The following is a 24,574-nucleotide window of genomic DNA, read 5'->3' as shown; positions in this document are numbered from 1 at the left end:
AGAACGATCGCCCTGATTGCTAGCAACGCCTGCGCCGGAGAGAACGGCTGGATGCCGCCCCTTAATAGGTCCCGGCGAAGGGAAGCTGTCAGAACGCTCCCCATGAGGCCTCAAGCCAACCCGCATCAATGGCGATCTGCTCAACCTGCAGCGCGCGCACCGCGCCGAATGGGTTGTCGAGCAAGATTGCATCCAAGGGGACGCGGCGGGGCAAACGCCCTTCGGCATCGTTGAGCGCTGCTTGCAGATTACGACGCAGCGCACCCTTTTGGCTCGGAAGACGCTTGCCCGATTCGGGGTCGAACCCGGTGGGCAGCACCTCGACCTCACCCTCACGCTCCAGAGCCCAACCCTCGCCCGCCCGGACGGGCTGGTAAGTCGAGATCAGATCCCAGTCCTGGTAGTTCTTCTCGCCCGCGGTGATTTCCGCCGCGTGGAGCGCTAGCACCACCTTGCCGTCCTGAAAGCCAATCGAGACCGGTCGTGCAGCACGGAAGCGCAGCGTCCACGGCTTGAACTCGGCGAGCGTCGGCCGCGACTCGTCCTTTAACTCGTCAAGCCATTCGGGCTTCACCCCGCCGGTGAAGGTCGTGGGGCCATCGGCCTCCGCCCGACCGAGCGTGACGCCGCTCAGGTAGCCTCCCAGCAGGTTGCTGGCGGCCGACTCATGAACGCTGGTGAGCAATTCCCCTGCCAGCTTTGCCGGCGGATCCTGCCTGGCAGCAAGCTGCGTTTCGCTCGCTTGCACCGACTGCACGAGCAGCGCGTGCGATGTGGTTGAGAACAGCAGCGGACGCGGGGCAACACCACGCCGCCGGAGCGGGTGGATCAGCTTCTTGTCAAAGTTCTGGCGGGCCTCGATGAGACGCTCGTTGAGCCGCTCGTCGAATCCTTGGGCAACGCGTCCCGCGGCGCGGCTCCCCGCGATCGAATCCGCGCGCGGACGCTGCTCGGCAACACGCCCCTGGGCGATCCGCTCAACAAGACGGCTACCGATGCCACCGCCGATCTTGCTGATGCTCTGCGTCCGCGAGTTGGTGGTCGCTGAGGCATTGGCACCAAGCATCCGGAAAGCCGTTTCGGTCAGTTCGACCGTCTTCGCTGCTTGGAAACGCGTGTCGCCCAGGCTGCGGATAGCGACCGGCCCGTTGACGCCCCGTGTCTGCGAACGGGTGTTGCCGCTGAGCGTGAAACCGAGCCGCGCACGATCGTACGATGGCAGCGTAGCCACGCGCAGCGAAGCCGTCGTCAGACCGGTGCCCCGGATGCGTGTGCCCAAGATGCAATCATCAACGTTCACGCACTCCGCCCCGGGGCTCGCGAGCATACGCTGCAGGAGCGTCGTGCTGATCTGGGCCCGAAGGTTCGGACGGGCGAAACGCTGGCGGACCGCACGAGCCGCTTCGGCACCGTCCGCGGTTGAGAGCAACAGGTTGAGCCGTTGTTCGAGCGCGTAGACGTCTAGCCGCGGATCGAGTGACGCCTTTTCGGCAAGCCGTTCGATCGCTTTCGCCTGACGAGCAATGAACTGGCCCCGATCTTGCGCGCGAGCCACGGTTGCCAGCGCCATATACCGCTGCAAAGCGTCCGCCACGGCACGGGGTTCTGACAACTCCAAGCCGGCTGCTCCTGAGTTCAAGCGGTGAAAAGTCAGGCTGGCCGCCGCAGGATCGGTATCGGATCCAGGGGCAAGCTGCTTCTGAACCCCGTCCCATTCCAAGTACTCAAGCCAACCGGCACCGAACGACGTCGCGGGGTTCAGCCGTTGTTCGAGCCGAACCGCGGCAGCGGCCAACTCGCGCCGGCTCGCCTCAAGCTCGTCGGGAATGCGATCGATAGCGGCAAATGGGGCAGGGGCGGGGGCGGGCTCAGGAACGATCGTCGGCGGGATCACGGCGGGGCTGCCTACCGGCGCCTCGATCACGGCTGGCTCGACGATCGCCGAATCGACCGTAGCCGGCTCCTCCGTCGACGGTGACTGAGACGGGGCCAGAGAGGGGGCCAGCAGTGGCGTGGGCGGCTGGGCTCCGGCAACCCAAACCAGGGCGGTCCCCATGACCAGGGCAACCGCCGTGAGTCGCTTCGTTGAACGATCGGAAACCTGCATGGAGAACCTCGGACAGACCGGGTAACGAACCGGGAAGGGGGCAGCGGACTGACCGCCGAGAAACAGAAGCAGGGCCGGGGCTATCGAGAAGAGCCCGAAACCACCCACTCCCCCCAGGGGCCGCAAGTGTTAAGGACTCACAATCCTAGGGCCCGCCCGCATCAGCGTCTACGCGCTGGCCCCGCAAAGTCCGCTCAGCAAGGCTCACCCCCGGCCGGTGGCCGGCAGCCGTGGCTAACGGAAAACCGCCGGTCCGCGAGCGTCTCTGCGTCAGAGCTTTTCGCGGATTTTTCGGAAGTACTCTTCGGCGTGCTCCCGACGAGAGCGGGGCAGACGCTCGCTGGTGAGGGGATCCGCCGGCTCGACGGCGTTCGTATCGAGTTCCGTCTTGATGCTCTCGACAACCTCGCCCTTGATGCTGGGCCCGTCGATGAGCCCGCCGAAAGTGCTTGCGCCGCGGCCGATGTTCTGTTTGACACGTGTGTCGCGAAAGTTGGTGGCGTTGCGTTCGTCGGGGGCCATCCCCCCGCCCTGCCCTTCGCCGCCCGAGCCGTTGCCCGGTTGGTTGTTCATCCCCTGGCCGAACTGGCCAAGATTCTGCCCGCGTCCGAACTGGTCGCCGGGCGAGCCGGCCATCTCCATGCCCATCTTGGCCATCTCGATGTCGGTCATAGCGCCATCGAGCATCTCCATGGAAGCGGCGTCCTGCTGCATCTGGGAAAGCTGCTCGGCCATCTGCCCCATCGCGGCAGCCGCCTGCTGGCGATCACCCTGCTGAAGCGACTGCTGAGCCTTTGCCAGCTGGTCGGCCATCTGGGCCATCTTTTGCATCTGGGGTGCCTGCTGCTGCAATTGATCGAGCTTCTGGGCTAGCTCGCCCGCGCGGGCAACGTCGCCCTTGCGCTGCGCCTCGGCCATCTGCTTTTCTACCGACGCGATCTGCTCGCGGTTCTTCTGGGCCGTCGCGGCGAGCTGTTCTTGCATCTTGCCTAGCTGTGCGGCTAGCTGTTCGGTTTGCTCTTGCGTGATCTCCCCCTTGCTGACGGCTTGCTGCATCTTCGCCATCTCGGCCAGGGCTTTGCTCCAGTCACCCTGCTTCATCGCTTCCGCCGCCTTATCGGCCGGACCTTTACCGAGGTCGCCCATGCGGTTCATCTGTTCGCGAAGCTTCTCGGCGCTGCCTAACTGTTGACGCCTGTCTTGGAGTTGCTTGATGCGATCGTTGAGCTCGACCAAGGCCCGCGTTTTGTCGATGCCATCCGCCTTGGCGAGGTCCTCGACCCCCTTCTGAACTTCTTCAAGCAAGCCGCTCGCATCGGTAAGGCCTTTCTCTTGGGCGTCTTGCTTACGCTTGGTGAGCTCTTTTCTGGCTTGCTTGATCGCTTCATCAACCTGCTTGTTTTCCGCAGCGATATCGTCTGCCGAGGCCGGCGTGCCGCTCTGCGCGGTGCGGTTGGGCAGTAGCGTGGCGATGACCAGCGCCGCCATAAGCGGTGCCAGAGGAAGCAACGCCCCGCGGTCGAGCCCCAAGCGAAAGCGCTCGGCAACATCAACTTGGTGGATCGCCTTGCGTGCATCCTGAGCCAGCGCGGCACCCGCTTGGCTGCTCAACGCTTCTTCGCTCAGCGCCAAGGTGCTCGCGATCCGCTCACGTAACTCGAAGCGGCGATCGATCTCGACCGCGGCGTCGAGCGTCGATTTTCTCCTCAGGGCCGTCCAGAGGCTCGCTCCCAAGAGGCCCACTACCAGCGCGCCGACAAGCCATCCGAGATTCCACACTGCCGGCAGGTTCGGCAGGGCGAAGAGCTTGGGAGTAGCAAGCGCCGCGACCGCGATCGAAAAGGTAATGGCCCAGCAGAACGCCAAGCGGGCCGCCCATTGCCTCAGCACAAGTCGGCGATGCGCCCGCTGTACGCGGTTGCGGATCTCATCCATTGCGTGACCCCATCGCCCCTTGATGCACGGACGGCCGTATGTATCGCCAGTATAGACCGATAACGTCGAGAATCCGAAGCAGAATCCTGCCCTGCCAGCAGCGAGCTACCAGAACGACCCGCGCTGGTTTGTCGAGTTGACCCCCTCTGCCGAGTGCGGTTGGATCGGTAGCCAAGCGGCATCAACCAGTCGTCGATCCCGCTAGTCGTCGATCCTGCATGGCGACTGGTCCCGTTCCGTACGCCGCTCACGCGGTGACCTTATTACCGCTGATCCCCGCGCATGCCCGCCTCCCCCCCTGCTCTCCCGCCCCCCGACACCGACGTTGTGCTATACGACGGTGAGTGCGCCTTCTGCAGGGCCCGTATGGAGCAGCTCCGCTGGTTCGACCGACCGCTCTTGGGGTTGCGGGGCCATCGGCTGGCCTATCTTTCGCTGCACGCGGTCGAGGTTGCTACGCTCTATCCGCAAGTGCCTCACCAACGACTCCTGGAAGAAATGGTCGTTGTTGATCCCCAGGGCCGAATACACGGGGGAGCGGATGCCGTGCGACACCTTTCGCGGCGGTTGCCACGACTGTGGTGGCTCGCACCGATCCTGCACCTACCGGGATCGAAGGGGGTGTGGCGGGCGCTCTATCGATGCCTAGCACGCAACCGCTACCGCCTTGGCGGCCGCGTTGCCGATTGCCATGAAGGCGTCTGTGCCATCCGCCGCTGAGCGACCTGACGACCGCCGATTCCGAGGGCGTGCAAGGCTTGGTGGGTGAGGGCCTGCTCAGCGCAGCGATACCTTGATCGAGCGGCCGTGGGTCTCGAAATGGAGCTTGCCTTCCCGCGCCAGCCAACCGAGCGCCATGAGCGCTGTCTCGCCGGAGGCACCGGGCAACTTCTTCAGAGTGGCAAGCGTCTGCGGCCCGCCCGTGTGAAGGGCCTTCCAAACCACGCCCGCGGCGTGGCCGATTGCCTGTTCAGTCGGCGCGGCAGCACCCACCGCAGCGGGAGTAGCGGCCTTGTTGGCGCTTGGCTTGTCAGCCGATTTTGCCACTGGGGCCGATTTTTTTACGGGCTTCTTCGCGGCCTTCTGCACCGGCTTGTTGCCGAGGGGCTTCTTTGCGGTCTTCTTCGCCATGGCGGGCATCCCGGGGGAGAACGGCGTAGGAGGGGGCGGGGCGGGGAAGCTGACGGCCGGCATCGCAACGCCTGCCGCCAAGTTACGGCGACCCTAACCAATGCGGATCACCGCCTTGCTCAGGACCGAGCGTAGCGATTGCAGGGGCCTTGCGCCAAACGGCACCCGAGTTAAACCGCAGCGAGTTCGCTCGGTTACGATCGGGGTACCCATCGATCCAGCCCGGCTGGCGGGCTCGCTCCCATCGCCCTAAAGTAAGGTCGTTCTGCAAAAACCTCCCCGCACGGGGTCTGCCCCTTTCGGTAACGCGTGATGATTGCTCCCAATCAGGATTTTGCTCGCCCTAAAACCTTCGACGTGCGGGTGCTGCGGCAAGACGCCCCCGGCAAGCCGGAGCGGTGGGAACGTTTTCGGATTCCCTACGAGCCGAACCTGAACGTCATTAGCGTGTTGCAAAAAATCGCGCGGATGGCGAAGACCGCCGCCGGCGAGAAGACTAGCCCCGTCGCCTGGGACTGCAACTGCCTGGAAGAGGTTTGTGGCTCGTGCACGATCGTCATCAACGGCCGCACGCGGCAAAGCTGTTCGGCCCTTGTGGATCGCCTGTTGGAAGAACGCCCGGGCGAAATCGAGCTGCGGCCGATGACCAAATTCCCCGTGATCCGCGACTTGGTCGTCGATCGGGACCGCATGTTCCGCGCTCTGGAACGGGTGCAGGCTTGGGTACCGGTTGATGATTATCTGGACCGCGGTGCCGGCCCACGCGAGTCGCAAGCAGCGCAGGAGTCTCGCTACCCGCTTTCGGAGTGCATGACCTGCGGCTGCTGCCTGGAAGCCTGCCCGCAGTACACGAAGGTTGAGTTGAAGCCGAACCCGGGCGAGAGCGATGCAGCCTTCCAAGAGCGGAAGAACGCGGCGCACGACACCTCCTTTCTTGGTGCTCAGGCCATCAGCCAGGCGATGCTGTTCAACGATCACGCCACCGGCAAGATGCAGGCCGGCGAGCGGTTGGAAGCCCTCATGGGCCCCGGTGGAATCGCCGCTTGCGGTAACTCACAGAACTGCGTCGCGGTCTGCCCGAAGGAGATCCCGCTCACCACTTCGATCGCCCGGGCGGGGCGCCAGGTCACTGTGTACTCGATCAAGAAGTTCTTTGATCGCTAATCTGGCGAAACTTAGCTTGCTGTCGACGCAGCTACCCGCATCGCCGCACTAAAAATAGCGGCGCAAAAAAACGAGCGGCGGTCCGGAGAGTCCGGGCCGCCGCTGTTTTACTTGGAGTTTGCAGCCTTCGCTGCATTGGGTAGCGCCGAGCGTGATGGGGTCAGAACCCGATCACTACTCCAACGCCACGGCCGCCGTAAAAGCTCTGCCGAGGAACGAAACCGTGTCCATGGCCGTGCCCCACGTGGTAACCACTTTGGTAAACCACCCGCGGGGCATAAAAGCCACCGTAGCCACCGCCGTAACCGCCGCCGTAGCCACCGCGGTAATAGCTGCCGTAGCCGCCACCGTATCCGCCGTATCCACCATATCCACCGTAGCCACCGTGGCCACAGTGCCGGGCTTCGGCTTGGCCCGTGGTGCCCAAGGTCGCAAAACCAAAGGCTCCGACCAAGGCGGATGCCATCAACAGACGCTTAGCGAGAGATTGCTTGTTCATTGTTTGTGCTCCTTCGACGCGGTTGTCGCGTCTGCGCGGGGAGAAGTTGGGCCGATCGAGCGGGTCCCCTGGTCGTTCCAGAAGATCCGTCGGCCGAAAGCCCTAAGAAAGCAGAGGGCATGCCAAACCACGCTTCCGACACAAAACCGCATATTTCCCGGGAAAATGTGGCCGTGGACCACGGAGTGGGCAGGGCACCCACGCCAAAAAGATGTCGCAATGAGTACACAACGGTGTCATTTTGACTCCTTCTGACACGCCTGTCTGATAACATCCCCCTTTTTGGCACGCTGCGTGCATCTACTGCTTCTGTCAGTTGGCCACGACCAAGCATGAGCCACGCTCACCGGGGTCGGAACAGAAGAGGCGCTGGGGCCGGCAGACAGAGAGGCAGACGCAACGGTGTAACGCATACCCTAAGGCAGAGAAGGGGTTACGATCGCGGAGACAGAAGCCGTACCTGGCTCCGCTTGATTAAAACGCGCTCACCACATGGCGAGTCGGGGCCTTTGGAACAGGCGGCCCCGACTCGCCTGTTGCGTTTCGATGCGTTCAATAATGCAACACTTGTGGCATTATTGAACTCCTCCTCACGCGTTTCAGTGCGTTCGTTTCCCTGGGCCCAACTTTTTCCTGCGACTTCTTTCGCAACAATAAACCCTTTAGCCTGTTCGCTGTGTTCAATAGAACAAGGGCGTCCGGCTTGGGCTGCCTAAGATCACTTGGAACACCACCAAGATCACCAACCCCGGCGCATGGCCCCGGGGCCATCGACTCCTCGAAACCGAAGGGCGTCGCTTGCAACCGCTAGGCCCCTCAAGGCAGCAGGCCCTCAGCATGCTGCTCAGTAGCGTCCTGAGCGTCGCACTGTTGCTTAGCAGCGCGGCGGTCAGTGGTGCCCCCACGCTCGCCGACGATAACGCCACGTCCGAGCAAATTGACGCGCTGCTCAAGGCAAGTTGGAAACTGGCGGGGGTCAGCCCCTCGCCCCGCGCTCCCGATGGTGCCTGGGCCCGACGGCTGTATCTCGACCTGATCGGCCGCATTCCGACCGTCGATGAGTTGCAGGCCTTCGCTGCCGAAAAGCCCGCTGAGCGCCGTACGCGACTCATCGACCGACTGCTTAGCGACGAGTACCGCGACGAGCGCGTCGCCTGGCAAGCGACCGAGGCCGCCATTCTGCTGGTCGGTCGAACGGGCGGCACGACGGGCAATTCGCCCGTCCATCGGCCGGGACTCGTCCAGTACCTGCGCGAGGCGTTTGCCGAGAACCGCCCGCACGATCAGTTGATGCGGCAGCTGGTGACGGCGACGGGCAGCGTGCGCCCTGAAGACGAAGATTTCAACGGGGCGGCCAACTTTTTGGCCGACAAACTCGCAGACGATGGCGTTCAGGCAACCGCCCGCACCGCACAGCTCTTTCTGGGTGTGAGCGTGCAGTGTACTCAGTGCCATGAGCACCCCTTCAACGAACAAAAGCAAAGCCAATTCTGGGAGCTCAACGCCTTCTTTCGACAAGCCCGTGTCGAACGCATCCGCGACGAAGACAGCAACCGGCGTTACGGCCGGATCGTCGATCGCGACTTCCTGGGTCAGGGCGTGCTGCGTCAGGCTTCGCTCGATGGTTCGGAGCGCGCGCAGATCTTCTACGAGCTACGCAACGGTCGCCTGAAGGTGGCTTACCCCACCTTTATCGATGGCACCCCGCTGGCCGACGTGATGGCCGAGCGCGGGTTGACGGATGGCGACACCGGACGGCTCGCGCGCGTGAACCGGCGTGCGGAGCTAGCCGATCTGATCGCCGCATCGCCCGAGTTCGCCCGGGTGAGCGTGAATCGCGAATGGGCTCGGCTCATGGGCTACGGCATGGTGCGACCGCCCGAAGACATGGGCCCGCACAACCCTGCGTCGCACCCCGAGTTGCTCGAAACCCTGGCCGAAGCGTTTCGGCAAAGCGGTTTTGATCGCTTGCAGCTCACGCGGTGGATCGTCTCGACCGACGCTTACGGGCTGGACAGCCGAGCCGGCGTTTCCAACCGCGACGATGATCCGTCGCTCGGGGTTCCGCCGCTCTACAGTCGCTTCTATCTGCGGCAGCTTTCGGCCGAACAGATCTACGACTCGCTGATCACCGCGACCCGGGCCGATGAAGGCTTGGAAGAAACGGAACGCGCAGCCGCGAGGCGTCGTTGGCTGCGTCAGTTCACCACCGCTCAGGAAAACGATGAGAACGGCGAGGCGACGAGCTTCAACGGATCGATCTCGCAGACGCTCGCGATGATGAACAGCGACGTCATGCGGCGTGCGACCGAGCTGGACACCAGCCGTTGGCGGCCCGCGCCGGCAGCGGGTTCGGCGAGCCTCGCCGACGCGAAGCCGCAAGGGTTTTTGTCGTCCATCGCAGCGGATCCCACCCAGACCGATGCCCAGCGGATCGAGCGGCTGTACCTGGCTGCACTCGCACGCATGCCGGAACGGGGCGAGCGCCGGATGGCCGAAGCGCTGCTGGCTACCCGTGCAGGGGACGTTGGCCAAACCTTGCGCGATGTTTGGTGGGCCCTGCTCAACAGCAACGAGTTCATTCTCAACCACTAACGCTAAGCGCCTTAAACAACCGACCGGTGGCAGCCCCCGCTACGCCCCTCGCCCTAAAGAACTCGCATGAGCCACTCACGACACCAGACACCGCGTGGCATGACGCGGCGGCACTTCTTGGATCATCTCGCCGGGGCGGCGACGCTGGGCACCACGGCACTGGCGTTCGGCAGGACGGTCGAAGCGGCTGCCGCCACGCTCCGACGCCAGCACAAGTCGACCGTGCTGCTGTGGATGAACGGCGGACCGCCGACCATCGACATGTGGGATCTCAAGCCCAACACGCCCACTGGCGGGCCGCTTAAGCCGATTGCCACCACCGGCGAAGCGCTCATTAGCGAGCGGTTGCCGTTGCTCGCCAAGCAGATGCACCACCTCTCGGTCGTGCGGTCGATGAGCACCCGCGAGGCGGATCACACGCGCGGCCGGTACTACCTTCACACCGGGTTTGTGCCGAACCCTAATGTCGTGCACCCGAGCTACGGATCCGTGATTGCGCAGCAAACGGAATCGTTGGTCTCGGGGTTAGAGATCCCGCCCTTCGTTTCGATCGGCGGATCTAGCGAAGGCCCCGGGTTCTTGGGGATGGCGTACGCACCGTTCCAAGTGGACGAAAGCGGCCGCGTGCGCGACGCTCAGCCGCTAGTTGAAGCCGAGCGGCTGAACGAGCGACTCGCACTGCTCGCCGAGATCGAGGGACGCTTTGCCAAACAGCGGCGGGGAGCTGCCGCTGGCGAGCACGCCAAAGTGTTGGGCAAGACCGTGTCGCTCATGCGGAGCGACCAGATGGTGGCGTTCGATGTGGACCAGGAACCCTCGGCCGCTAAGGAGCGGTACGGCGATTCGGGATTCGGCCGCGGCTGCTTGCTCGCGCGGCGGTTGGTCGAAGCGGGCGTACCGTTTGTTGAAGTCGATTTCGGCGGTTGGGACCTCCACGCCGGCTGTTTCGATCAGCTCGACCAGAAACTACCCCAGCTGGATCAGGGCATGAGCGCACTGGTCGAGGACCTCCAAGAACGGGGCCTGCTGCAAGACACCGTAATCCTCTGCATGGGAGAGTTCGGCCGGACACCGCGCATCAACGGCGACGCTGGCCGCGATCATTACGCCCGCGCGTGGAGTGCGGTTGTCGGCGGCGGGGGGTTGCAGGGCGGCTTAGCCATTGGCCAAACGAGCGCCGACGGAACCGCTGTTGAAGGGGAATCGCATTCGTCAGAAGACCTCATGGCGACGGTCTGCCAAGCGATGGGTCTCTCGCTGGATACGAAGTTCACGTCGCTCAACGGCCGTCCGATGAAGATCGCCGGCGGCGGCACCCCGATCCGCCAGCTGCTGGGCTGAGCGCTGCAAAGCATGCGCCCCAGCACTTTTCGGCCAAGTCACCGAATCCGTCTTTGCCAACGCGCGTTGTGGTGGGCAGCCGGATGAAACCCCTCGGCTGCGTTGCTAGCGCGTGCGTTGCCTAGCGATTGCGTTGTCTGGCGAGTCCCCCTTTGGGGATGCCGCTTTGGGGCGCCGCTTTTGGGAAACACCTCCTGCATCGGGACGCCCCTTAAAGCGTAGGTACCTGCAGTGTGTCTCGCTTCACCTCAGGTGATGAGTTGTTCAAGGAGATTCGCGGCCTTGCCCTCGTCAGAAGCCTTGCGAGGCGCTGAGGTTAGGGCGAGGGAAAGCCCCAACCCCCCTCGTCATCCCGGGCTAGGAGGTCGTCGGAATGCGCATTGTAACTGTTACCATGCTCTGCTTGACGGGCGTCCGCCAGCGCACCGCTTTGGCCACCACTGGAGGATTGGTATCAAAAAATGGCGGTCTTGTCGGAAAAATTACGCCGTAAATGGTTGATTTCTCTTGGCTAATTGGTCACACTGCGGACAGTCAACTGTCATTTTTGTTTCTCGCTTTGTTTCTCGTCTTGTTACCCGAACCACTGCGCGGCGCTGCAAACGGTGGTTATCAAGGCGAGACGCAAACCAACTTTCTTCTCGTTCGCGGCACTGGAGATCCTCTTGGCGGCCTAAGCCGCTGAGTGCCTATCTCAAACGCCTTCTGATTGCTTCGCTCGCTACTCAGCTTCAATCATTCCACCCGATCAATCGGGTTGGCTGACTTTCCCTAACTGCTGCGTGATCTGGCTGACGGGTGCCGCTGCGAGAAGACGTTCTCGCTCTGGCAGCTTGATCAGCTCTCGTTCTGCGACCTCTTGTTTGTCTCTTTTTTGTTTCGGGTTCTTCTCGCAAGTGGTGTGTTACCGCTGAAGAAAAGCAACCTGAAAACCCTCCTTGGAGTTGTGACTAATGAATCTCCTGAGATCGACTTTTCTTGCCGGCCTGAGCGTGGCAGTTGCCGCCTGCTTCTGCAGCGACGCCAACGCCCTGGCCATCGAGCTGACCACCAACGGTGGTTTTGAAACCGGCGACTACACCGGCTGGCAGAACTTCGGCACCAGCGGCAGCCCGACTGCCCCCGGCATCCCCGGCCCGAGTGACCAGCAGACCATCACGAGCGTCAATCCCAGCGGCGGCACTTTTGCTGGCAGCATCGACAACAACCTGCCGTTCGGCAACTCGCTGATCAAGCAAGCCAATCTTGCTCCTGGTGGCCAGATCTCGCCCGGCCAGCAGATCGACATCCAGTTCGATGCACGCGGAACCTATGCCGCTCCCGGCGGCGTTGCGTTCGCTGAATTCTTCACCGAGCTCGCAGGTGGCGGCACCTCGTCGGCCGGAATCCTGGGCGGTGCCCCGCTCGGCATCAATCCGGATCCGAACGTCTGGACGACCTTCAACTTCACGGTCTTTGCCGGCCCGGACACCTCAGGTGGCGTGACCCTGCAGCTCGGAGCCACGACCGGCCCCGCCGGCGGCACGGTCATGTTCTATGACAACGTGTCGGTCTCGGTAGACTCGCTGAACAACGTTGTTCCCGAGCCGACTTCGGCCGCGCTCATCGGGTTGGCCGGACTCGGCCTCGCGGTGCGTCGCCGTCGCTGAACCCCAGCGGGTCAGTAATACGCGAAGCGTTCCGAACGCGGCAGGACCACCGGTCCTGCCGCGTTCTTTTTTTCTACCGCGCTGCTGGCATGCTGGATCACCGACCGGAATCGAGCGTGCTTCGCACCGACGTGTCGTGTCTGCGGTGATCTAAAATACGATTCGTTTGTGCGATAGCGAGGCAAAGGCTAATCGGAACCGCGCTCTAACGGCCCGTTCTCTGTTAGGACCGCGCGATGAGCACCGGCTTTCTCGACGAGAGCGCCTCGATCCGGTTGAGCAGTTCTTCACCCGTTGCAGGGATCGCTAGATCGCACACCTTAGCGTCAGAACCTGACCCGAGTGCGTTCTTCGCTGCCAGCCAAACGGCCAAGCCGAGCATCAGCGGCGGTTCGCCGACCGCCTTGCTCTGGCGAAGATTTTTTTGGTGCTTGGGGTTGTCCTTAAACGCCACGTTAAAGACGCGCGGCGTATCGGTGATGTTGGGAATCTTGTAGGTCGTGGGGCCCGTCGAGAGGAGACGACCCGCCGAGTCGTAGCAAAGGTCCTCGTTGGTGACCCACCCCACTCCTTGAATGTAGCCGCCGATCACCTGTCCCCGATCGACGCCCGGGTTGATCGAGCGGCCGATGTCCATCAGCAAGTCAGCCCGGTCACACACCAACTCTCCCGTGAAGCGGTCGATGGTCACCTCGGCCACGGCGGCACCGGTGGTGAAATAGAAGAACGGATTGCCGCGTCCTGTGTCGCGGTTGTAATCGACCCCGGGCGTGGCGAAGAAGCCGCGCGCCCCCAGGTCAACCCGCTCCCGCCGCGCCATTGCGCAGAAGAGGCCAAACTCGATGCGGTTGTTCGGATCGGGGTCGCGATCGTCGTAGACCCAACCGTCGTCGATCACGATGTGCTCTGCCGCCGCAACAAGCCCGCGCTCGGTGTTTTCCAGCAGCCGGGCGGCATACGACTGCATGCGGGCTTTGATCTGAGCACAGGCTTCCAGGGCAGCGGCACCGTTCAGGTCGGTGCCCGCGCTGGCGGCGGTGGGCGAGGTGTTGTGGTTCTTTTCGGTTGTGGTGGGCATGACCCGGACCCGTTCGGGCGCGAGACCAAACTCATCGGCCACAAGCTGACGGATCTTCGTGTTGAGCCCCTGGCCCATCTCGGTGCCGCCGGTCGAAACCTGAACGGTCCCGTCCGTGTAGAGATTCACCAGGGCGTTTGCCTGGTTGAGAAACTTGGTGGTGAACGAGATGCCGAACTTGATCGTTGAAAGAGCGAGGCCTTTGCAGTGAGTTTGGCTCGTGGCGTTGAAGCGGTCGATCGCTTCGCGGCGGCGGCGATAGTCGGACGAGGCCTCGAGCTCGGCCACGATCTCAGCAAGAACGTGATCGCGGACAATCTGACCGTACTGCGTGACGCTGCGCTGGGGATCGCCATCGCGGTAGAGGTTTGTGCGGCGGACATCGATCGGGTCACGGCCGACAACCCGGGCGATGTCTTCCAGACAGTTCTCGATGACCGCCACGCCCTGCGGCCCGCCGAAGCCCCGAAACGCGGTGTTGGGCGGCAGATTCGTGCGGCACACCTGCCCCGTCACACGCATCAGCGGCACATAATAGGCGTTGTCGGCGTGGAGCATCGTGCGCTCCATGACCGATGTGGACAGGTCCGCGAAGGCACCGCCGTTGCTATAGAAAGCCATCTGGGCGGCAAGCAACCGCCCCGACTCGTCAAACGCGACACGATAGTCGGTTTGATAGGCGTGCCGTTTGCCGGTGACGAGCATGTCATCGTGCCGATCGAGAACGACGCGGGCCGGGCGTCCCGTGTGACGGGCAACCATGGCGGCCATCACCGCAGGAATGGCCGATTGGGTCTCTTTGCCGCCGAAGCCGCCCCCCATGCGATGGCACTCGCAGACCACTTCATGCATGCCGAGGCCCAGCGCCTCGGCAACGACCGCCTGGGTTTCGGTAGGGTTCTGAGTTGAAGAGATCACGCGCACGTCGCCGGCTTCGCCCGGCAAGGCGAGCGCTGCCTGCGTCTCGAAGTAGAACTGTTCCTGTCCCTTGGAAAAAAACCGCCCGCTGAGGGTATGGGGGGCCGTCGCAAAGGCGGCCTCGAAGCGGGCGTCGTCTTCAGCTCCGGGGCTCGTCATACGCCGCTTGGGGCCGATGAACGAGCCGGCGGATAAGGCTTCGTCGATCGTCAGAATCGGCTCAAGCGGCTCGCACTCGATCCGCACAAGCTGCCGCGCCGCGTGCAGGGCATCAAGCGTTGTCGCACCGATCACAACGACCGGCTGAGTGAGATACGCGAGCGCTTCCTCGGCGAGGAAGGGCTCGTCGCTGATGATCGGGCCAAAGTGATTGGGGCCGCCCAGGTCTTGATGCGTGAGCAGACAGACAACTCCAGGAACCTCGCGTGCTTCCGAGAGATCGAGCGAGCGGATCTTTCCCGAGGCAACCGGCGAGCCGACAAATCCGACCCACAACTCTCCCGCCTGACGCGGCAAGTCGTCGATATAGCGCGCACCGCCCGTCACGTGGCCGTGCGCGGAATCGTGCGGCAGCGATTTTCCTGACGACGGCATCGGGCTACGCCTTGGAGCTAAGCATGGCTAATTGAGGGCGAAATAGGGGCTGACTAAGCGCGAACGGCGGCCGTGCCGGCCAACTCGTGCCAGCACTTAGCGAACAGGTTCTCAACCAATTGGAGGCGGTACGCGGCCGCACCGCGGACGTCGGTCAAAGGGGTGATCTCTTCTCGCGCGAGGCGGCCCGCTGCGCGCATTGCCTCCAGAGTGAATTCGCCGTCCCGCAGCGCCGCCTCGGCACGCGGCAAGCGAACCACCGTCGGCCCGACGCCGCCTGCAGCCAAACGCACTGAGTCGATCCGATCCTTTTTACGTTCGATCCAGAACGCCATCGTGACCGTGCTGATATCCATGTCGCGGCGTTTGGAAATCTTGTACAGCCGCAACGCAACGTCTTGCGTAGGAAGCGGGGTGGCGAGATTGGTGATGACTTCGTCGGGTGCCAGGTCGAGTTGCTTGTAGCCCTGGTAAAAATCCGCGATCGGCACGCTCCGCACGCCACGAACGCTCGCCAGTTCAAGCGTTGAGCAAGCGACGTAATGAAAGGGGATCGAGTCCGCGATGGGCGAGGCATTGGCCAAGTTCCCCACCAGCGAGCCAGCGTTGCGCACCTGGGGGCTACCAAAGCGGGTGAGGATCGCGTGGTACGCGGGCAAGAGCTCGCGTGTGAAGGCTTCTAGCCGTGACCACGACACCGCGGCACCAACGTGCAGCACGCCGTCTTGCACCTCCAACCGATCCAGCTCGGGCACGCGCGTCGTCAGGATCACGTCATGAATGGTGATCTTGCGATGGTTGCGTTGAACCCCCAAGTCAGTCGCACCGCTCACGAGCCGGGCAGAGGGGTAGGCGGCCCGATGGGTGAGCAGTTCATCGAGGGTTGCGGGGAGAAAGATACCCCCGCTGGTGGCTGCCGCATCGTGTGCCGGTCCCTTCGTAAGAACCTTTATCGAACCGTTGGGGGCACCGTTTGGGGGAGCGTTGCTGCCACCAAGTCGAACACTGGTCTCTCCGAGCTGGGCAAAATCCGCGCAGATCGCGGCGGCGTCGTAACGCTGGTCCAACGGACCAACCGTTTGCGCGGCGAGCGATCGGCCCGCTTCGAGAATCTGCTCGTAGCCCGTGCAACGGCACAGATTACCCGAGAGCCCCAGTCTCAACTCGTCTTCGCTGTAGCCTTTCGGCGGAACGTCTTGGCTCGCCGCTTCGGCAAGGCCGTGCAACGCCATGACAAAGCCCGGCGTGCAGTAGCCGCACTGGCTGCCGTGGCAAATCACCATCGCCTGTTGGGGGGGAGTTAGCCTGGTTGCGGGCGTGGTTTCCGGCTTTCCCCCAACGCCTTCCACCGTTACCACATGGCGGCGATCCATCTGAAACACAAAGGCGATACACGCATCAAGGGTTTCATAGACGAGGCGATCCTCCCCGGGCACGGGCTTGCCGACCAAGACGGTGCAAGCCCCGCAATCGCCTTCGGCACAGGCGATCTTCGTGCCGCACAGGCGTCCCGCCGATCCGTGCCCGTCGCGGAGGTACTCGCTGAGCGTGAGCGTCGCCTCGCTGGCACCAGCCGTATGACGCTGTCCGTTCAGGTAGAAGACCAGATGATCTCGCATGGCGGGGCCCGAGACACCGCCCGGGCTGGTAGAGTGTGAGGTCGGCAAGGTCTGATAATTGACCGTGCAGAGGATGACCAAGCCGACAGGAGAGCCACCTTGGCACCCCTGCCTCCGCCTAACCGCACCTTAGATCAGTCTTCCACAGGGGTCAATTCCGCCGATCGTGTCCCACTCGCCCCCCCCGCTCACCGATACCGCTTCGGCCACAGCATCCCCGGCCAGTTCGCAGGCCCAACGGCTGGCCGCAGAGGTCATGCAGCGCTGTTATACGCTCGCGCAACTCACCGAAGAGCCGGGCCGTATCACGCGGCGTTATCTGACCGCCCCCCTGGCTGAGGTTCATCAGCGTCTGGCCGCCTGGAGCGAGGCGATCGGCCTCGAACCGCGTGTTGATGACGCCGGCAATCTGATCGCCCGCCGCCAAGCCACCTCCGCGGACGCGCCGATCCTGCTGATGGGCTCGCACCTGGATTCCGTCCCGGGCGGCGGGGCCTACGACGGGGTGCTTGGTGTGCTGATCGCCCACGCCTTGTGCCAGGCTCTCGGACAGACACCGCTCCCGTTCCATCTGGATGTTGTCGGGTTCAGCGAAGAGGAAGGTGTGCGCTACAACAAGCCTTATCTCGGCAGCGCCGCGATCGCAGGAATGTTTCAGACCGAGTGGCTCGAGCGGATCGACGGGCAAGGCATCGCGATGCGCGACGCCATCGCGGGGTTCGGTCTGGATCCGACACGCATCGCCTCCGCGGCCTACGATCCCGATCAGGTGATCGGCTATATCGAACCGCATCTGGAACAGGGGCCCGTTCTGGAAGGCACCGACGCACCGCTCGGAATCGTCACGTGCATTGTTGGTCAGTCTCGGCTGCGGATCGAATTTGTTGGCGAAGCGGGACACGCCGGCACAACGCCGATGAAAGGGCGCCGCGATGCTCTGGTGAGTGCCTCGCGATTGATCCGTCGCGTTCGTGCGATTGGCCGCTCAGCCGACGACCTGCGCGCGACCATCGGCCGCGTTGAGATCACGCCCAACGCACCGAACGTCATCCCCGAACGGGTTACGCTGTCGCTCGATGTGCGTCACGCCGAAGACGCGGTGCGCGAAGAAGCCGTCGCCGCTGCATTGGCCGAAGGAAAACGCATCGCCGATTCAGACGGACTCCAGTTCCACGTATTAGAAAACAGCGCTCAAAAAGCAGTGTGCATGGACCCGCAGCTTAGTGAGCTGCTAGCGCGCTCGGCAGCCGAGGCACAGATTACGACCCGGCATTTGCCGAGCGGCGCGGGGCACGACGCGGTCCCGCTATCCGCACGGTTTCCGGTGGCGATGCTGTTTCTGCGCCATCCGGGCGGGATAAGCCACCACCCTGACGAACGCGTTGAAGCGGGAGACGTGGCCATCGCCATCGATGTCCTCACCCGATTTGTTCATCTTCTAGCGGCCCAACAATCATCTGCCACACAAGGGGGAACTTCCCGTTGACCACCAATCCGATTCCAACCTCGCGCCTCCCGGGCCTGCCGCTCGGCATCTCGCGGACACGGGTGGCGCGCGACCACGCCTTGATCGCACCAGACGGTCACGTCCCCTCTCCAATCGTTGGCTGGAGCAACGCCGAAGGCGTGGTGCTCATCAGCCCCGCGATGCGAGGGGGGCCGGGCGGGCCACGTTTCGTTCAGTATCTGGTGCGCGGTGCCGACGGATGTCGCACCGGCGGTGCCAGTCCGGGCGTGCAGCGGGTGATCTATGTGCTGCGGGGAGAGGCAAGACTCAACGGCCAGCGGCTGGCCACTGAGGGGTTTGCCCATCTGCCCGCCGATAGCGCCTACGAGCTGATGGTTCCGACGGGGACGGAGCTGCTCGTGTTCGAGAAGCGCTACGAGCCGTTGGCGGGCGTTGCGGCTCCAGCGCTTACCGTTGGCGAGCTGTCCCAAGCTCCGTGCGAGCCTTTTCTGGGAGACGATCACGCGCTGCTCGCAACGCTGCTGCCGATCTCACCGGCGTACGACATGGCGGTGAACGTGTTTACCTTTCAGCCCGGCACGCCGCTTCCCTTTGTCGAGACCCATGTTATGGAACATGGTCTGTACATGAAGCAGGGCCAGGGCGTGTATCGGTTGGGCGACGCCTGGTATCCGGTCCAAGCGGGCGACACGATTTGGATGGCGTCCTACTGCCCGCAATGGTTTGTCGCGATGGGCCGGACACCGGCCGCCTACATTTACTACAAAGATATCCACCGGGATCCGCTCACGCCGGACGCCACGACGCCGCGTTAGCCTTCGCCGTGCCGCCAAGAGCAGCGCCTGCCTGGAGAAACACCATGAGCGTTCGTCCCCCGATCGCGACCGAACAGCTGGTCGGCGAGCTGCACGCGCTGGCGGCGATCAGCGACTGCCCCGAGCCCCCGCCGGCCGTTACCAGAATTGTTTTCACTGAGACCGATCGCCGCGCTCGGGAGTATTTCATCTCCCTCTGCAACGCGGCCGGCCTCGTGGTGCGGTGCGACGCCATCGGCAACACGTTCGCCCGCTGGGAGGGAACCGACCCGACGCTGCCGGCCGTCGCCACCGGATCGCACACGGACGCCATCCCCCACGCGGGCATGTACGACGGCACGACGGGCGTGCTCGGCGGACTCGAAGCGATCCGCGCCCTGCAGCGCCAAGGAGTCACTCCCCGCCGGGCGATCGAGCTGATCCTCTTCACGAGCGAAGAGCCCACCCGCTTTGGCGTTGGCTGCACCGGCAGCCGCACCATGGCCGGCGCTCTGAGCCCGGACGATCTTCGGCAGCTTACCGACGAAGCGGGCCACGACTACGACACGGTCAGGCAGCAAGCCGGCTATAAAGGTTCGTTATCCTCGGTCGCGCTTCAGCCGGGTGCCTATCACGCATTTGTCGAGCTGCACATCGAGCAGGGTCCGCTGCTCGAGGCGGCAGAGCTGCCGATCGGGATCGTTACGGCGATCGCCGCGCCCGCGACCATGGAGTTCGTCATCACGGGCGAAGGGGGACACGCGGGAGGCGTGTTGATGCCGGTCCGCCGCGACGCCTTAGTCGCGGCCGCCACCATGATCACCCGCATCGAGGAACTGGCCTTCCAGAGCGGCAGCCCCGATCTTGTGGCAACCGTCGGCGCGCTCGACGTTCATCCGGGTGCCGTGAACTCGATCCCCAGCCGGGTGCGCTTCACGCTCGATCTGCGCGACATCGATGGCAAGAACCGCGACGCAACCCTGGGCGCGATCGACCGGGCGACACGCCAGATCGCCGACCAACGGAGCGTCACGCTGGCGGCGCGCACGCTTAACGCCGACCCGCCGGCGATCGCCGATCCGCTTGTGGTATCGGCGGCGCGGGAAGCCGCCGAGCAACTTGCTTTGCCCTATCAAGAGATGGTCAGCCGAGCGTACCACGACTCGCTCTTCATGGCCCGTATCGCGCCAACGGGGATGATCTTCATCCCGTGCCGGGGTGGGGTCTCGCACCGTCCCGACGAGTACGCCTCCCCCGAAGCGTTGCAGGCAGGCGTCGAAACACTGGCCCTGACGCTAGCCCGTTTGGCCGAATGAGCGCTGCACGGTTAGCGGCCTCTAGCGGGCAACCGTCCCGGTGATGTAGCCGAAGGGCTCGTCGGTGACGACGAAGACTTCGTTCGCATTCTCGCGCTGGAAGGGTGCTAGATTGGCAAGCAGGTGATGCTTGTTGGGCATGGTGAGCGTGATCTCCTGCATGTCAGCGCAAGCCTCGAGTGCCGCTTGGCCCATCAGGTAAAGCGTCTCTTGCACGCTGCGGCTGTAGTGGTCAAGGAATCGACCCAGGAGAGCGTTGACGATGGCTTCACGCGCCGCGGCGAAATCAGCGACTTCGCCGGCGTAGGTCCAGGTCGCTGAGAGTTGCGTCGCCAGGATACGATCGTCCGTATCCGGCAGCGTCCGCAGGTCGTCCCGATGAAAATCGACAAAGCCGCTCTCGGTGGTCTTGGCGATCAGCACCTTCTCAACGCCCGAGTTGACCACAGGCTGCCCGCCCCGGGCCAGCTCGACCCGGGCCGTGGGAGTTGCCCGATCGCGCGCAACGAACCCATGCGGTGAGTCGTTCAATCGGTCCCAAACCGTCTCGGTGAGCCGCGCTACGCAGCGGCTCACGTGCTCGTAACGCCCCATGAAATGCTCAACGATCGCCACGCCAAACGATTCGGGCGTGTCCAGTGGATGGTCCTTTGCGAGCACATAAATGGTATTCTTGCACGTGTCGGTGGCGATCACGGGTCGGTTATCGCCGGCCGTGAAAGCGACATCAAAAGCGCCCTCCAGCTCAACATCGACCGCGTACTCAACAAACTCGTGACGTTCCTGGTTGGCGGGTGCTCGGCGCGGACGGCGGATCTTGCTAACACGAACCTGGTGCTTACCGTAGCGGTTCGCGGTGAGACGTCCTGACATGAGAGACTTCCTCGATTGGGGCAAGTGATCCGCCTTCATTTTCTAGTAATTCAGAACCAGTCTAACGGTCCTCTCGCCGCGTGCCAGCCGCTCCCTCTAACGATGCCCCCCCCGTCGGCCTCCGCAGCCGGCGTGTGATCGTGGCGGGGCGAGAGCAAGCCGCCACGCTCCAGATACACGACGGCCGCATCGCTACGATCGAGGCCTACGATGGCCCCACTGCCGCCAGCGCGATCGACCTGGGGGACCTTGCCATTCTGCCGGGCTTGGTCGATCCCCACGTGCACCTGAACGAACCGGGCCGCGCTGACTGGGAAGGGTTTGAGACGGGCACCGCCGCCGCTGCCGCGGGGGGTGTCACCACCCTGGTAGATATGCCCCTGAACAGTTCACCGGTGACCACATCGGTTGCTGCCCTACGAACCAAGCGCGCCGCGGCGGCCGACAAGCTGAGTGTTGATGTCGCGTTTCACGGCGGGCTTGTGCCGGGCTCGGTAGCCGAATTACCCGCGCTGCTCGATGCCGGCATCGTGGGCCTGAAAGCGTTCCTGTGCCACAGCGGCATCGACGACTTTCCCGCCGCCACCGAAACCGACCTGCGTGCCGCGATGCCCCTCTTAGCAGCGCGGGGCGTACCGCTGCTTGCGCACGCCGAAATCGCCACGCCCGTGACTCCGCTAGCCAATCCGCGTTCGTACGCGGACTATCTGGCCAGCAGGCCGCCCTCGTTTGAGCGCGAGGCTATCGGCTTGCTGATCCGCCTGTGCCGCGAAACCCGCTGTCGCACGCACATTGTCCATCTGGCCGATGCGGGCTGCCTGCCGATTATCGCCGCCGCGCGGGCCGAAGGGCTCCCGCTGACGGTCGAAACGTGCCCCCACTATCTAACCTTCGCGGCGGAAGAGATCGCCGACGGAGCGACCGCGTTCAAGTGCGCTCCCCCCCTGCGTGACGCCGCCAACCGTGAGGGCCTGTGGCAAGGTTTGGCCGCGGGGATCATCGACTTTATCGCAACCGATCATTCCCCGTGCCCGCCCGAGTTGAAGCAACTCGACACCGGGCGTTTCGATCTGGCGTGGGGAGGCATTAGCTCACTGCAGCTCGCCTTGCCGATCGTGTGGACCGAGGCCTCGCGCCGCGGCCACACGCTGAGTGAGGTTGTCGGTTGGCTCAGCGATCGCCCGGCAGAGTTGGTGGGGATGGAAGCAGGCATCCGCGCGAGTGCCCCCGCCAATCTGATCGTCTTCGATCCCGCAGAGTCGTTCACGGTTGTGGGCCGCGAATTGTGCCATCGTCACCCGATAACGCCTTACGAGGGACGAACGCTCCGCGGCGTGGTCCGAGCGACCTACCTCCACGGACACTTGGCTGCACGAGGCTTGGGACGCGCCCTATGAATCGCAAATCTATCGAACCCGCAACGCTCGCCGCGATCAACGCGCTTTCACACGACGAAGCACGGGCGACGCTGCGGCGTTGTTGCGGTTCGACCTGGTGGTGCGAACGGGTTGCGGCACAACTGCCGCTCGACTCGGGCGAGGCCTTTCAGTCGGCGGTCGATGCCGCATTCAACGCGATGCCGCGCGAGGCGTGGCTCGAGGCCTTCGCCAGCCATCCGCGGATCGGCGATTTTGATTCGCTCAAGATGCGGTTCGCGGGCAACCGCGAGTGGTCGGCGGGCGAGCAAGCGGGGGCTGCCACGGCACAGGACGATACCCTGCACCAACTCGCCCGCGGTAATAAGGCCTATGAGGACCGTTTTGGTTACTTATTTATCGTGTGCGCTACCGGCAAGTCAGCCCCGCAGATGCTGACACTGCTGGAAAGCCGGTTAGGTAACCCCCCCGATGAAGAGCTGCCAATCGCTGCCGCCCAGCAACGGGAGATAACGCAGCTCCGGCTTGCTAAACTAGAGGTCCCCCTTCCTCGGGATACCGCATGAGCCCTATCACAACGCACGTTCTAGACACCAGCCTCGGCCAGCCCGCCGAAGGAGTGGTGGTGTCTCTCGCGCGGCTCGACGAGCACAACCAAGCCACCCCCCTGGGCCACGGCGTGACCAATGCCGACGGGCGGGTAACGACGCTGCTGCCCCCCCAGGAGATCGCGGGCGGCGTTTATCAGATCACCTTCGAAACGACGGCCTACTTTGCCAGCACGCATCGTGAGTCGTTCTATCCGCGGGTCGTCATCGCGTTTCATGTGGCAGGCGACGGCGCTCACTATCACGTGCCTTTGCTGCTCTCGCCGTACGGCTACTCCACCTATCGCGGCAGCTAAGCAGAACGAAAGCATTCGATCGAATTTGATTGCTCGCCGCCGACTGTCTTCCTCACCCCTCGAACCTCGAAAGTTTTTGCATGCTTCAGATCCCCCATCGATTGTTGCACGGCCCCGGACCTTCGCCCGTCGCCCCGTCGGTACTCGAAGCGCTCGGTAAGCCCTGCATCGGGCATATGGATCCGGCATTCATGCGGATCATGAACGAGGTCCGCGAGATGCTTCAGCTGGTGTTCCGCACCGAGAACGCGATGACGCTGGCTTGCTCGGGGACGGGCTCGGCCGGTGCCGAGATGCTGATGGACAACCTCGTTGAGCCCGGCGACGTCTGCCTGATCGGAATCAATGGGGTTTTCGGCGGTCGGCTTACCGACAAAGCAAAGCGAGCTGGCGGCGTGGTGCACAACCTGCACGCCGAGTGGGGGCAAGTGTTCGACACGGACGAGATCCTCGCCAAGATCGAGGAACTCAAGCCGGCGCTGGTCGCGTTCGTGCACGCCGAAACCTCTACCGGAGCTTGCCAACCGTTCGACCGATTGGCCGAGGCGACGCACAAGCACGGCGGGCTGCTGGTGATGGACTGTGTCACTTCGCTCACCGGTCTGCCTGTTGAGATCGACGCGTGGGGCGTGGACGCCGCTTACAGCGGCACACAAAAATGCCTGTCGTGCCCGCCGGGGCTATCGCCCGTGACGCTCTCCGAGCGCGCTATGCACAAGGCCAACAACCGTAAGACACCGGCAAATTCGTGGTACCTGGACCTGAACCTCGTCGGCAACTATTGGGGCGGCAGCCGGGCGTATCACCACACTGCACCGGTCAACATGAACTATGGCTTGCACGAGGCCTTGCGGCTTGCACTCGAGGAGGGTCTCGAAAACCGCTGGGCGCGTCACCAACGTGTCCATGAGCTGCTCAAGGCGGGGCTCGTCGAGCGGGGCTTTGAGTACGCCTCCGACCCCGAGCATTCTTTGCCCATGCTGAATCTGGTCCGGGTACCCGACACAATCGCCGACGAAGCAGCGGCGCGGCGGCAACTGCTGGAGGAACATCAACTCGAGATCGGCGGGGGGCTGGGTAAACTCGCTGGCGAATGCTGGCGGATCGGCATCATGGGGCACGGAGCCCGCGAAGAAAACGTCTCGGCGATTCTCTCCGCGCTGGACGCGGTGGTCGCCCAGCCCGTCTAAACCTCCGTGACGATTGTTTCCTC

The 24,574-nt window shown here is 63.7% G+C and carries 19 protein-coding genes; 12 read left to right on the top strand and 7 right to left on the bottom strand.

Annotated features, from left to right (window positions below):
- Positions 1–88: 88 nt before the first annotated feature.
- On the bottom strand, positions 89–2,107 hold the full coding sequence (locus tag Pla111_RS05470) for a hypothetical protein (RefSeq protein WP_146572176.1): 2,019 nt from the start codon (positions 2,105–2,107) through the stop codon (positions 89–91).
- 270 nt (positions 2,108–2,377) lie between these two features.
- Positions 2,378–4,042 carry a hypothetical protein gene (locus Pla111_RS05465; protein ID WP_146572174.1) on the bottom strand — a complete coding sequence of 555 codons (1,665 nt, stop codon included), beginning with the start codon at positions 4,040–4,042 and terminating at the stop codon, positions 2,378–2,380.
- A 282-nt stretch (positions 4,043–4,324) separates the two neighbouring features.
- Here Pla111_RS05465 and Pla111_RS05460 point away from each other — a divergent pair, with 282 nt between their 5' ends.
- Positions 4,325–4,762 carry a thiol-disulfide oxidoreductase DCC family protein gene (locus tag Pla111_RS05460; protein WP_146572172.1) on the top strand — a complete coding sequence of 146 codons (438 nt, stop codon included), beginning with the start codon at positions 4,325–4,327 and terminating at the stop codon, positions 4,760–4,762.
- Positions 4,763–4,819: 57 nt separating this feature from the next.
- On the opposite strand, the gene Pla111_RS05455 is transcribed toward Pla111_RS05460, so the two are convergent.
- On the bottom strand, positions 4,820–5,173 hold the full coding sequence (locus Pla111_RS05455; protein WP_146572170.1) for a winged helix-turn-helix domain-containing protein: 354 nt from the start codon (positions 5,171–5,173) through the stop codon (positions 4,820–4,822).
- A 312-nt stretch (positions 5,174–5,485) separates the two neighbouring features.
- Here Pla111_RS05455 and sdhB point away from each other — a divergent pair, with 312 nt between their 5' ends.
- Complete coding sequence (gene sdhB, locus Pla111_RS05450) at positions 5,486–6,337, top strand: succinate dehydrogenase iron-sulfur subunit (RefSeq protein WP_146572169.1); 852 nt, start codon at positions 5,486–5,488, stop codon at positions 6,335–6,337.
- Positions 6,338–6,497: 160 nt separating this feature from the next.
- On the opposite strand, the gene Pla111_RS05445 is transcribed toward sdhB, so the two are convergent.
- Positions 6,498–6,836, bottom strand: coding sequence for a hypothetical protein (locus tag Pla111_RS05445; RefSeq protein WP_146572167.1), 339 nt, complete (start codon positions 6,834–6,836; stop codon positions 6,498–6,500).
- A gap of 837 nt (positions 6,837–7,673) precedes the next feature.
- Between Pla111_RS05445 and Pla111_RS05440 the strand changes: the two genes are divergently transcribed.
- The 3 genes from Pla111_RS05440 to Pla111_RS05430 all read left to right on the top strand — a co-directional run bounded on the left by Pla111_RS05440 (position 7,674) and on the right by Pla111_RS05430 (position 12,421).
- Positions 7,674–9,431, top strand: coding sequence for a DUF1549 domain-containing protein (locus Pla111_RS05440; protein ID WP_146572165.1), 1,758 nt, complete (start codon positions 7,674–7,676; stop codon positions 9,429–9,431).
- A gap of 66 nt (positions 9,432–9,497) precedes the next feature.
- Positions 9,498–10,772 (top strand): DUF1501 domain-containing protein, encoded by a 1,275-nt coding sequence (locus tag Pla111_RS05435; RefSeq protein WP_231930765.1) that lies wholly within the window; start codon positions 9,498–9,500, stop codon positions 10,770–10,772.
- A 953-nt stretch (positions 10,773–11,725) separates the two neighbouring features.
- Positions 11,726–12,421, top strand: a complete 696-nt coding sequence (locus Pla111_RS05430) for a PEP-CTERM sorting domain-containing protein (RefSeq protein WP_146572164.1) — start codon at positions 11,726–11,728, stop codon at positions 12,419–12,421.
- A gap of 223 nt (positions 12,422–12,644) precedes the next feature.
- Here Pla111_RS05430 and xdhB read toward each other — a convergent pair whose 3' ends face one another.
- On the bottom strand, positions 12,645–15,011 hold the full coding sequence (xdhB, locus tag Pla111_RS05425; RefSeq protein WP_146572162.1) for a xanthine dehydrogenase molybdopterin binding subunit: 2,367 nt from the start codon (positions 15,009–15,011) through the stop codon (positions 12,645–12,647).
- Between the two features lie 53 nt (positions 15,012–15,064).
- Positions 15,065–16,678, bottom strand: coding sequence for a xanthine dehydrogenase small subunit (locus tag Pla111_RS05420; protein ID WP_197524784.1), 1,614 nt, complete (start codon positions 16,676–16,678; stop codon positions 15,065–15,067).
- A gap of 118 nt (positions 16,679–16,796) precedes the next feature.
- Between Pla111_RS05420 and Pla111_RS05415 the strand changes: the two genes are divergently transcribed.
- The 3 genes from Pla111_RS05415 to Pla111_RS05405 are packed head-to-tail and all read left to right on the top strand — an operon-like array spanning position 16,797 to position 20,208.
- Entirely contained in the window at positions 16,797–18,116 is a 1,320-nt protein-coding gene (locus Pla111_RS05415) for an allantoate amidohydrolase (RefSeq protein ID WP_197524783.1), read from the top strand.
- Positions 18,113–18,913: a (S)-ureidoglycine aminohydrolase gene (gene allE / locus Pla111_RS05410; RefSeq protein ID WP_197524782.1), complete on the top strand. Its 801-nt coding sequence runs from the start codon at positions 18,113–18,115 to the stop codon at positions 18,911–18,913. Before Pla111_RS05415 ends, allE begins: the two co-directional genes overlap by 4 nt.
- 44 nt (positions 18,914–18,957) lie before the next feature.
- Positions 18,958–20,208 carry a M20 family metallo-hydrolase gene (locus tag Pla111_RS05405; RefSeq protein ID WP_146572156.1) on the top strand — a complete coding sequence of 417 codons (1,251 nt, stop codon included), beginning with the start codon at positions 18,958–18,960 and terminating at the stop codon, positions 20,206–20,208.
- Positions 20,209–20,229: 21 nt separating this feature from the next.
- Here Pla111_RS05405 and pucL read toward each other — a convergent pair whose 3' ends face one another.
- Positions 20,230–21,081 carry a factor-independent urate hydroxylase gene (pucL, locus tag Pla111_RS05400; RefSeq protein WP_197524781.1) on the bottom strand — a complete coding sequence of 284 codons (852 nt, stop codon included), beginning with the start codon at positions 21,079–21,081 and terminating at the stop codon, positions 20,230–20,232.
- Positions 21,082–21,161: 80 nt separating this feature from the next.
- Here pucL and allB point away from each other — a divergent pair, with 80 nt between their 5' ends.
- The 4 genes from allB (at position 21,162) to Pla111_RS05380 (ending at position 24,551) form a co-directional block, all read left to right on the top strand.
- Entirely contained in the window at positions 21,162–22,478 is a 1,317-nt protein-coding gene (allB, locus tag Pla111_RS05395) for an allantoinase AllB (protein WP_197524780.1), read from the top strand.
- A complete protein-coding gene (gene uraD, locus Pla111_RS05390; RefSeq protein ID WP_146572152.1) occupies positions 22,475–23,023 on the top strand; it encodes a 2-oxo-4-hydroxy-4-carboxy-5-ureidoimidazoline decarboxylase in 549 nt (182 codons plus the stop codon). The genes allB and uraD overlap by 4 nt, the downstream gene beginning before the upstream one ends.
- On the top strand, positions 23,020–23,361 hold the full coding sequence (gene uraH, locus Pla111_RS05385) for a hydroxyisourate hydrolase (RefSeq protein ID WP_146572150.1): 342 nt from the start codon (positions 23,020–23,022) through the stop codon (positions 23,359–23,361). The genes uraD and uraH overlap by 4 nt, the downstream gene beginning before the upstream one ends.
- 80 nt (positions 23,362–23,441) lie before the next feature.
- Positions 23,442–24,551, top strand: a complete 1,110-nt coding sequence (locus tag Pla111_RS05380) for a pyridoxal-phosphate-dependent aminotransferase family protein (protein WP_146572148.1) — start codon at positions 23,442–23,444, stop codon at positions 24,549–24,551.
- The last annotated feature ends 23 nt before the right edge of the window (positions 24,552–24,574 follow it).

The organism is Botrimarina hoheduenensis (assembly GCF_007859815.1).
Lineage (GTDB): Bacteria > Planctomycetota > Planctomycetia > Pirellulales > Lacipirellulaceae > Botrimarina > Botrimarina hoheduenensis.
Note: the sequence above shows the minus strand (reverse complement) of the source record. Positions and strands in the feature narration are given on the sequence as shown.

Bases quoted from the DNA above. Each gene is read 5' to 3' on its own strand.
- uraH (WP_146572150.1), top strand. From the start codon at position 23,020: ATGAGCCCTATCACAACGCACGTTCTAGACACCAGCCTCGGCCAGCCC.
- Pla111_RS05445 (WP_146572167.1), bottom strand. From the start codon at position 6,836: ATGAACAAGCAATCTCTCGCTAAGCGTCTGTTGATGGCATCCGCCTTG.
- Pla111_RS05430 (WP_146572164.1), top strand. From the start codon at position 11,726: ATGAATCTCCTGAGATCGACTTTTCTTGCCGGCCTGAGCGTGGCAGTT.
- Pla111_RS05405 (WP_146572156.1), top strand. From the start codon at position 18,958: ATGAGCGTTCGTCCCCCGATCGCGACCGAACAGCTGGTCGGCGAGCTG.
- Pla111_RS05465 (WP_146572174.1), bottom strand. From the start codon at position 4,042: ATGGATGAGATCCGCAACCGCGTACAGCGGGCGCATCGCCGACTTGTG.
- uraD (WP_146572152.1), top strand. From the start codon at position 22,475: ATGAATCGCAAATCTATCGAACCCGCAACGCTCGCCGCGATCAACGCG.
- Pla111_RS05455 (WP_146572170.1), bottom strand. From the start codon at position 5,173: ATGGCGAAGAAGACCGCAAAGAAGCCCCTCGGCAACAAGCCGGTGCAG.
- sdhB (WP_146572169.1), top strand. From the start codon at position 5,486: ATGATTGCTCCCAATCAGGATTTTGCTCGCCCTAAAACCTTCGACGTG.
- xdhB (WP_146572162.1), bottom strand. From the start codon at position 15,011: ATGCCGTCGTCAGGAAAATCGCTGCCGCACGATTCCGCGCACGGCCAC.
- Pla111_RS05460 (WP_146572172.1), top strand. From the start codon at position 4,325: ATGCCCGCCTCCCCCCCTGCTCTCCCGCCCCCCGACACCGACGTTGTG.
- Pla111_RS05440 (WP_146572165.1), top strand. From the start codon at position 7,674: ATGCTGCTCAGTAGCGTCCTGAGCGTCGCACTGTTGCTTAGCAGCGCG.
- Pla111_RS05380 (WP_146572148.1), top strand. From the start codon at position 23,442: ATGCTTCAGATCCCCCATCGATTGTTGCACGGCCCCGGACCTTCGCCC.
- Pla111_RS05470 (WP_146572176.1), bottom strand. From the start codon at position 2,107: ATGCAGGTTTCCGATCGTTCAACGAAGCGACTCACGGCGGTTGCCCTG.
- pucL (WP_197524781.1), bottom strand. From the start codon at position 21,081: ATGTCAGGACGTCTCACCGCGAACCGCTACGGTAAGCACCAGGTTCGT.
- Pla111_RS05435 (WP_231930765.1), top strand. From the start codon at position 9,498: ATGAGCCACTCACGACACCAGACACCGCGTGGCATGACGCGGCGGCAC.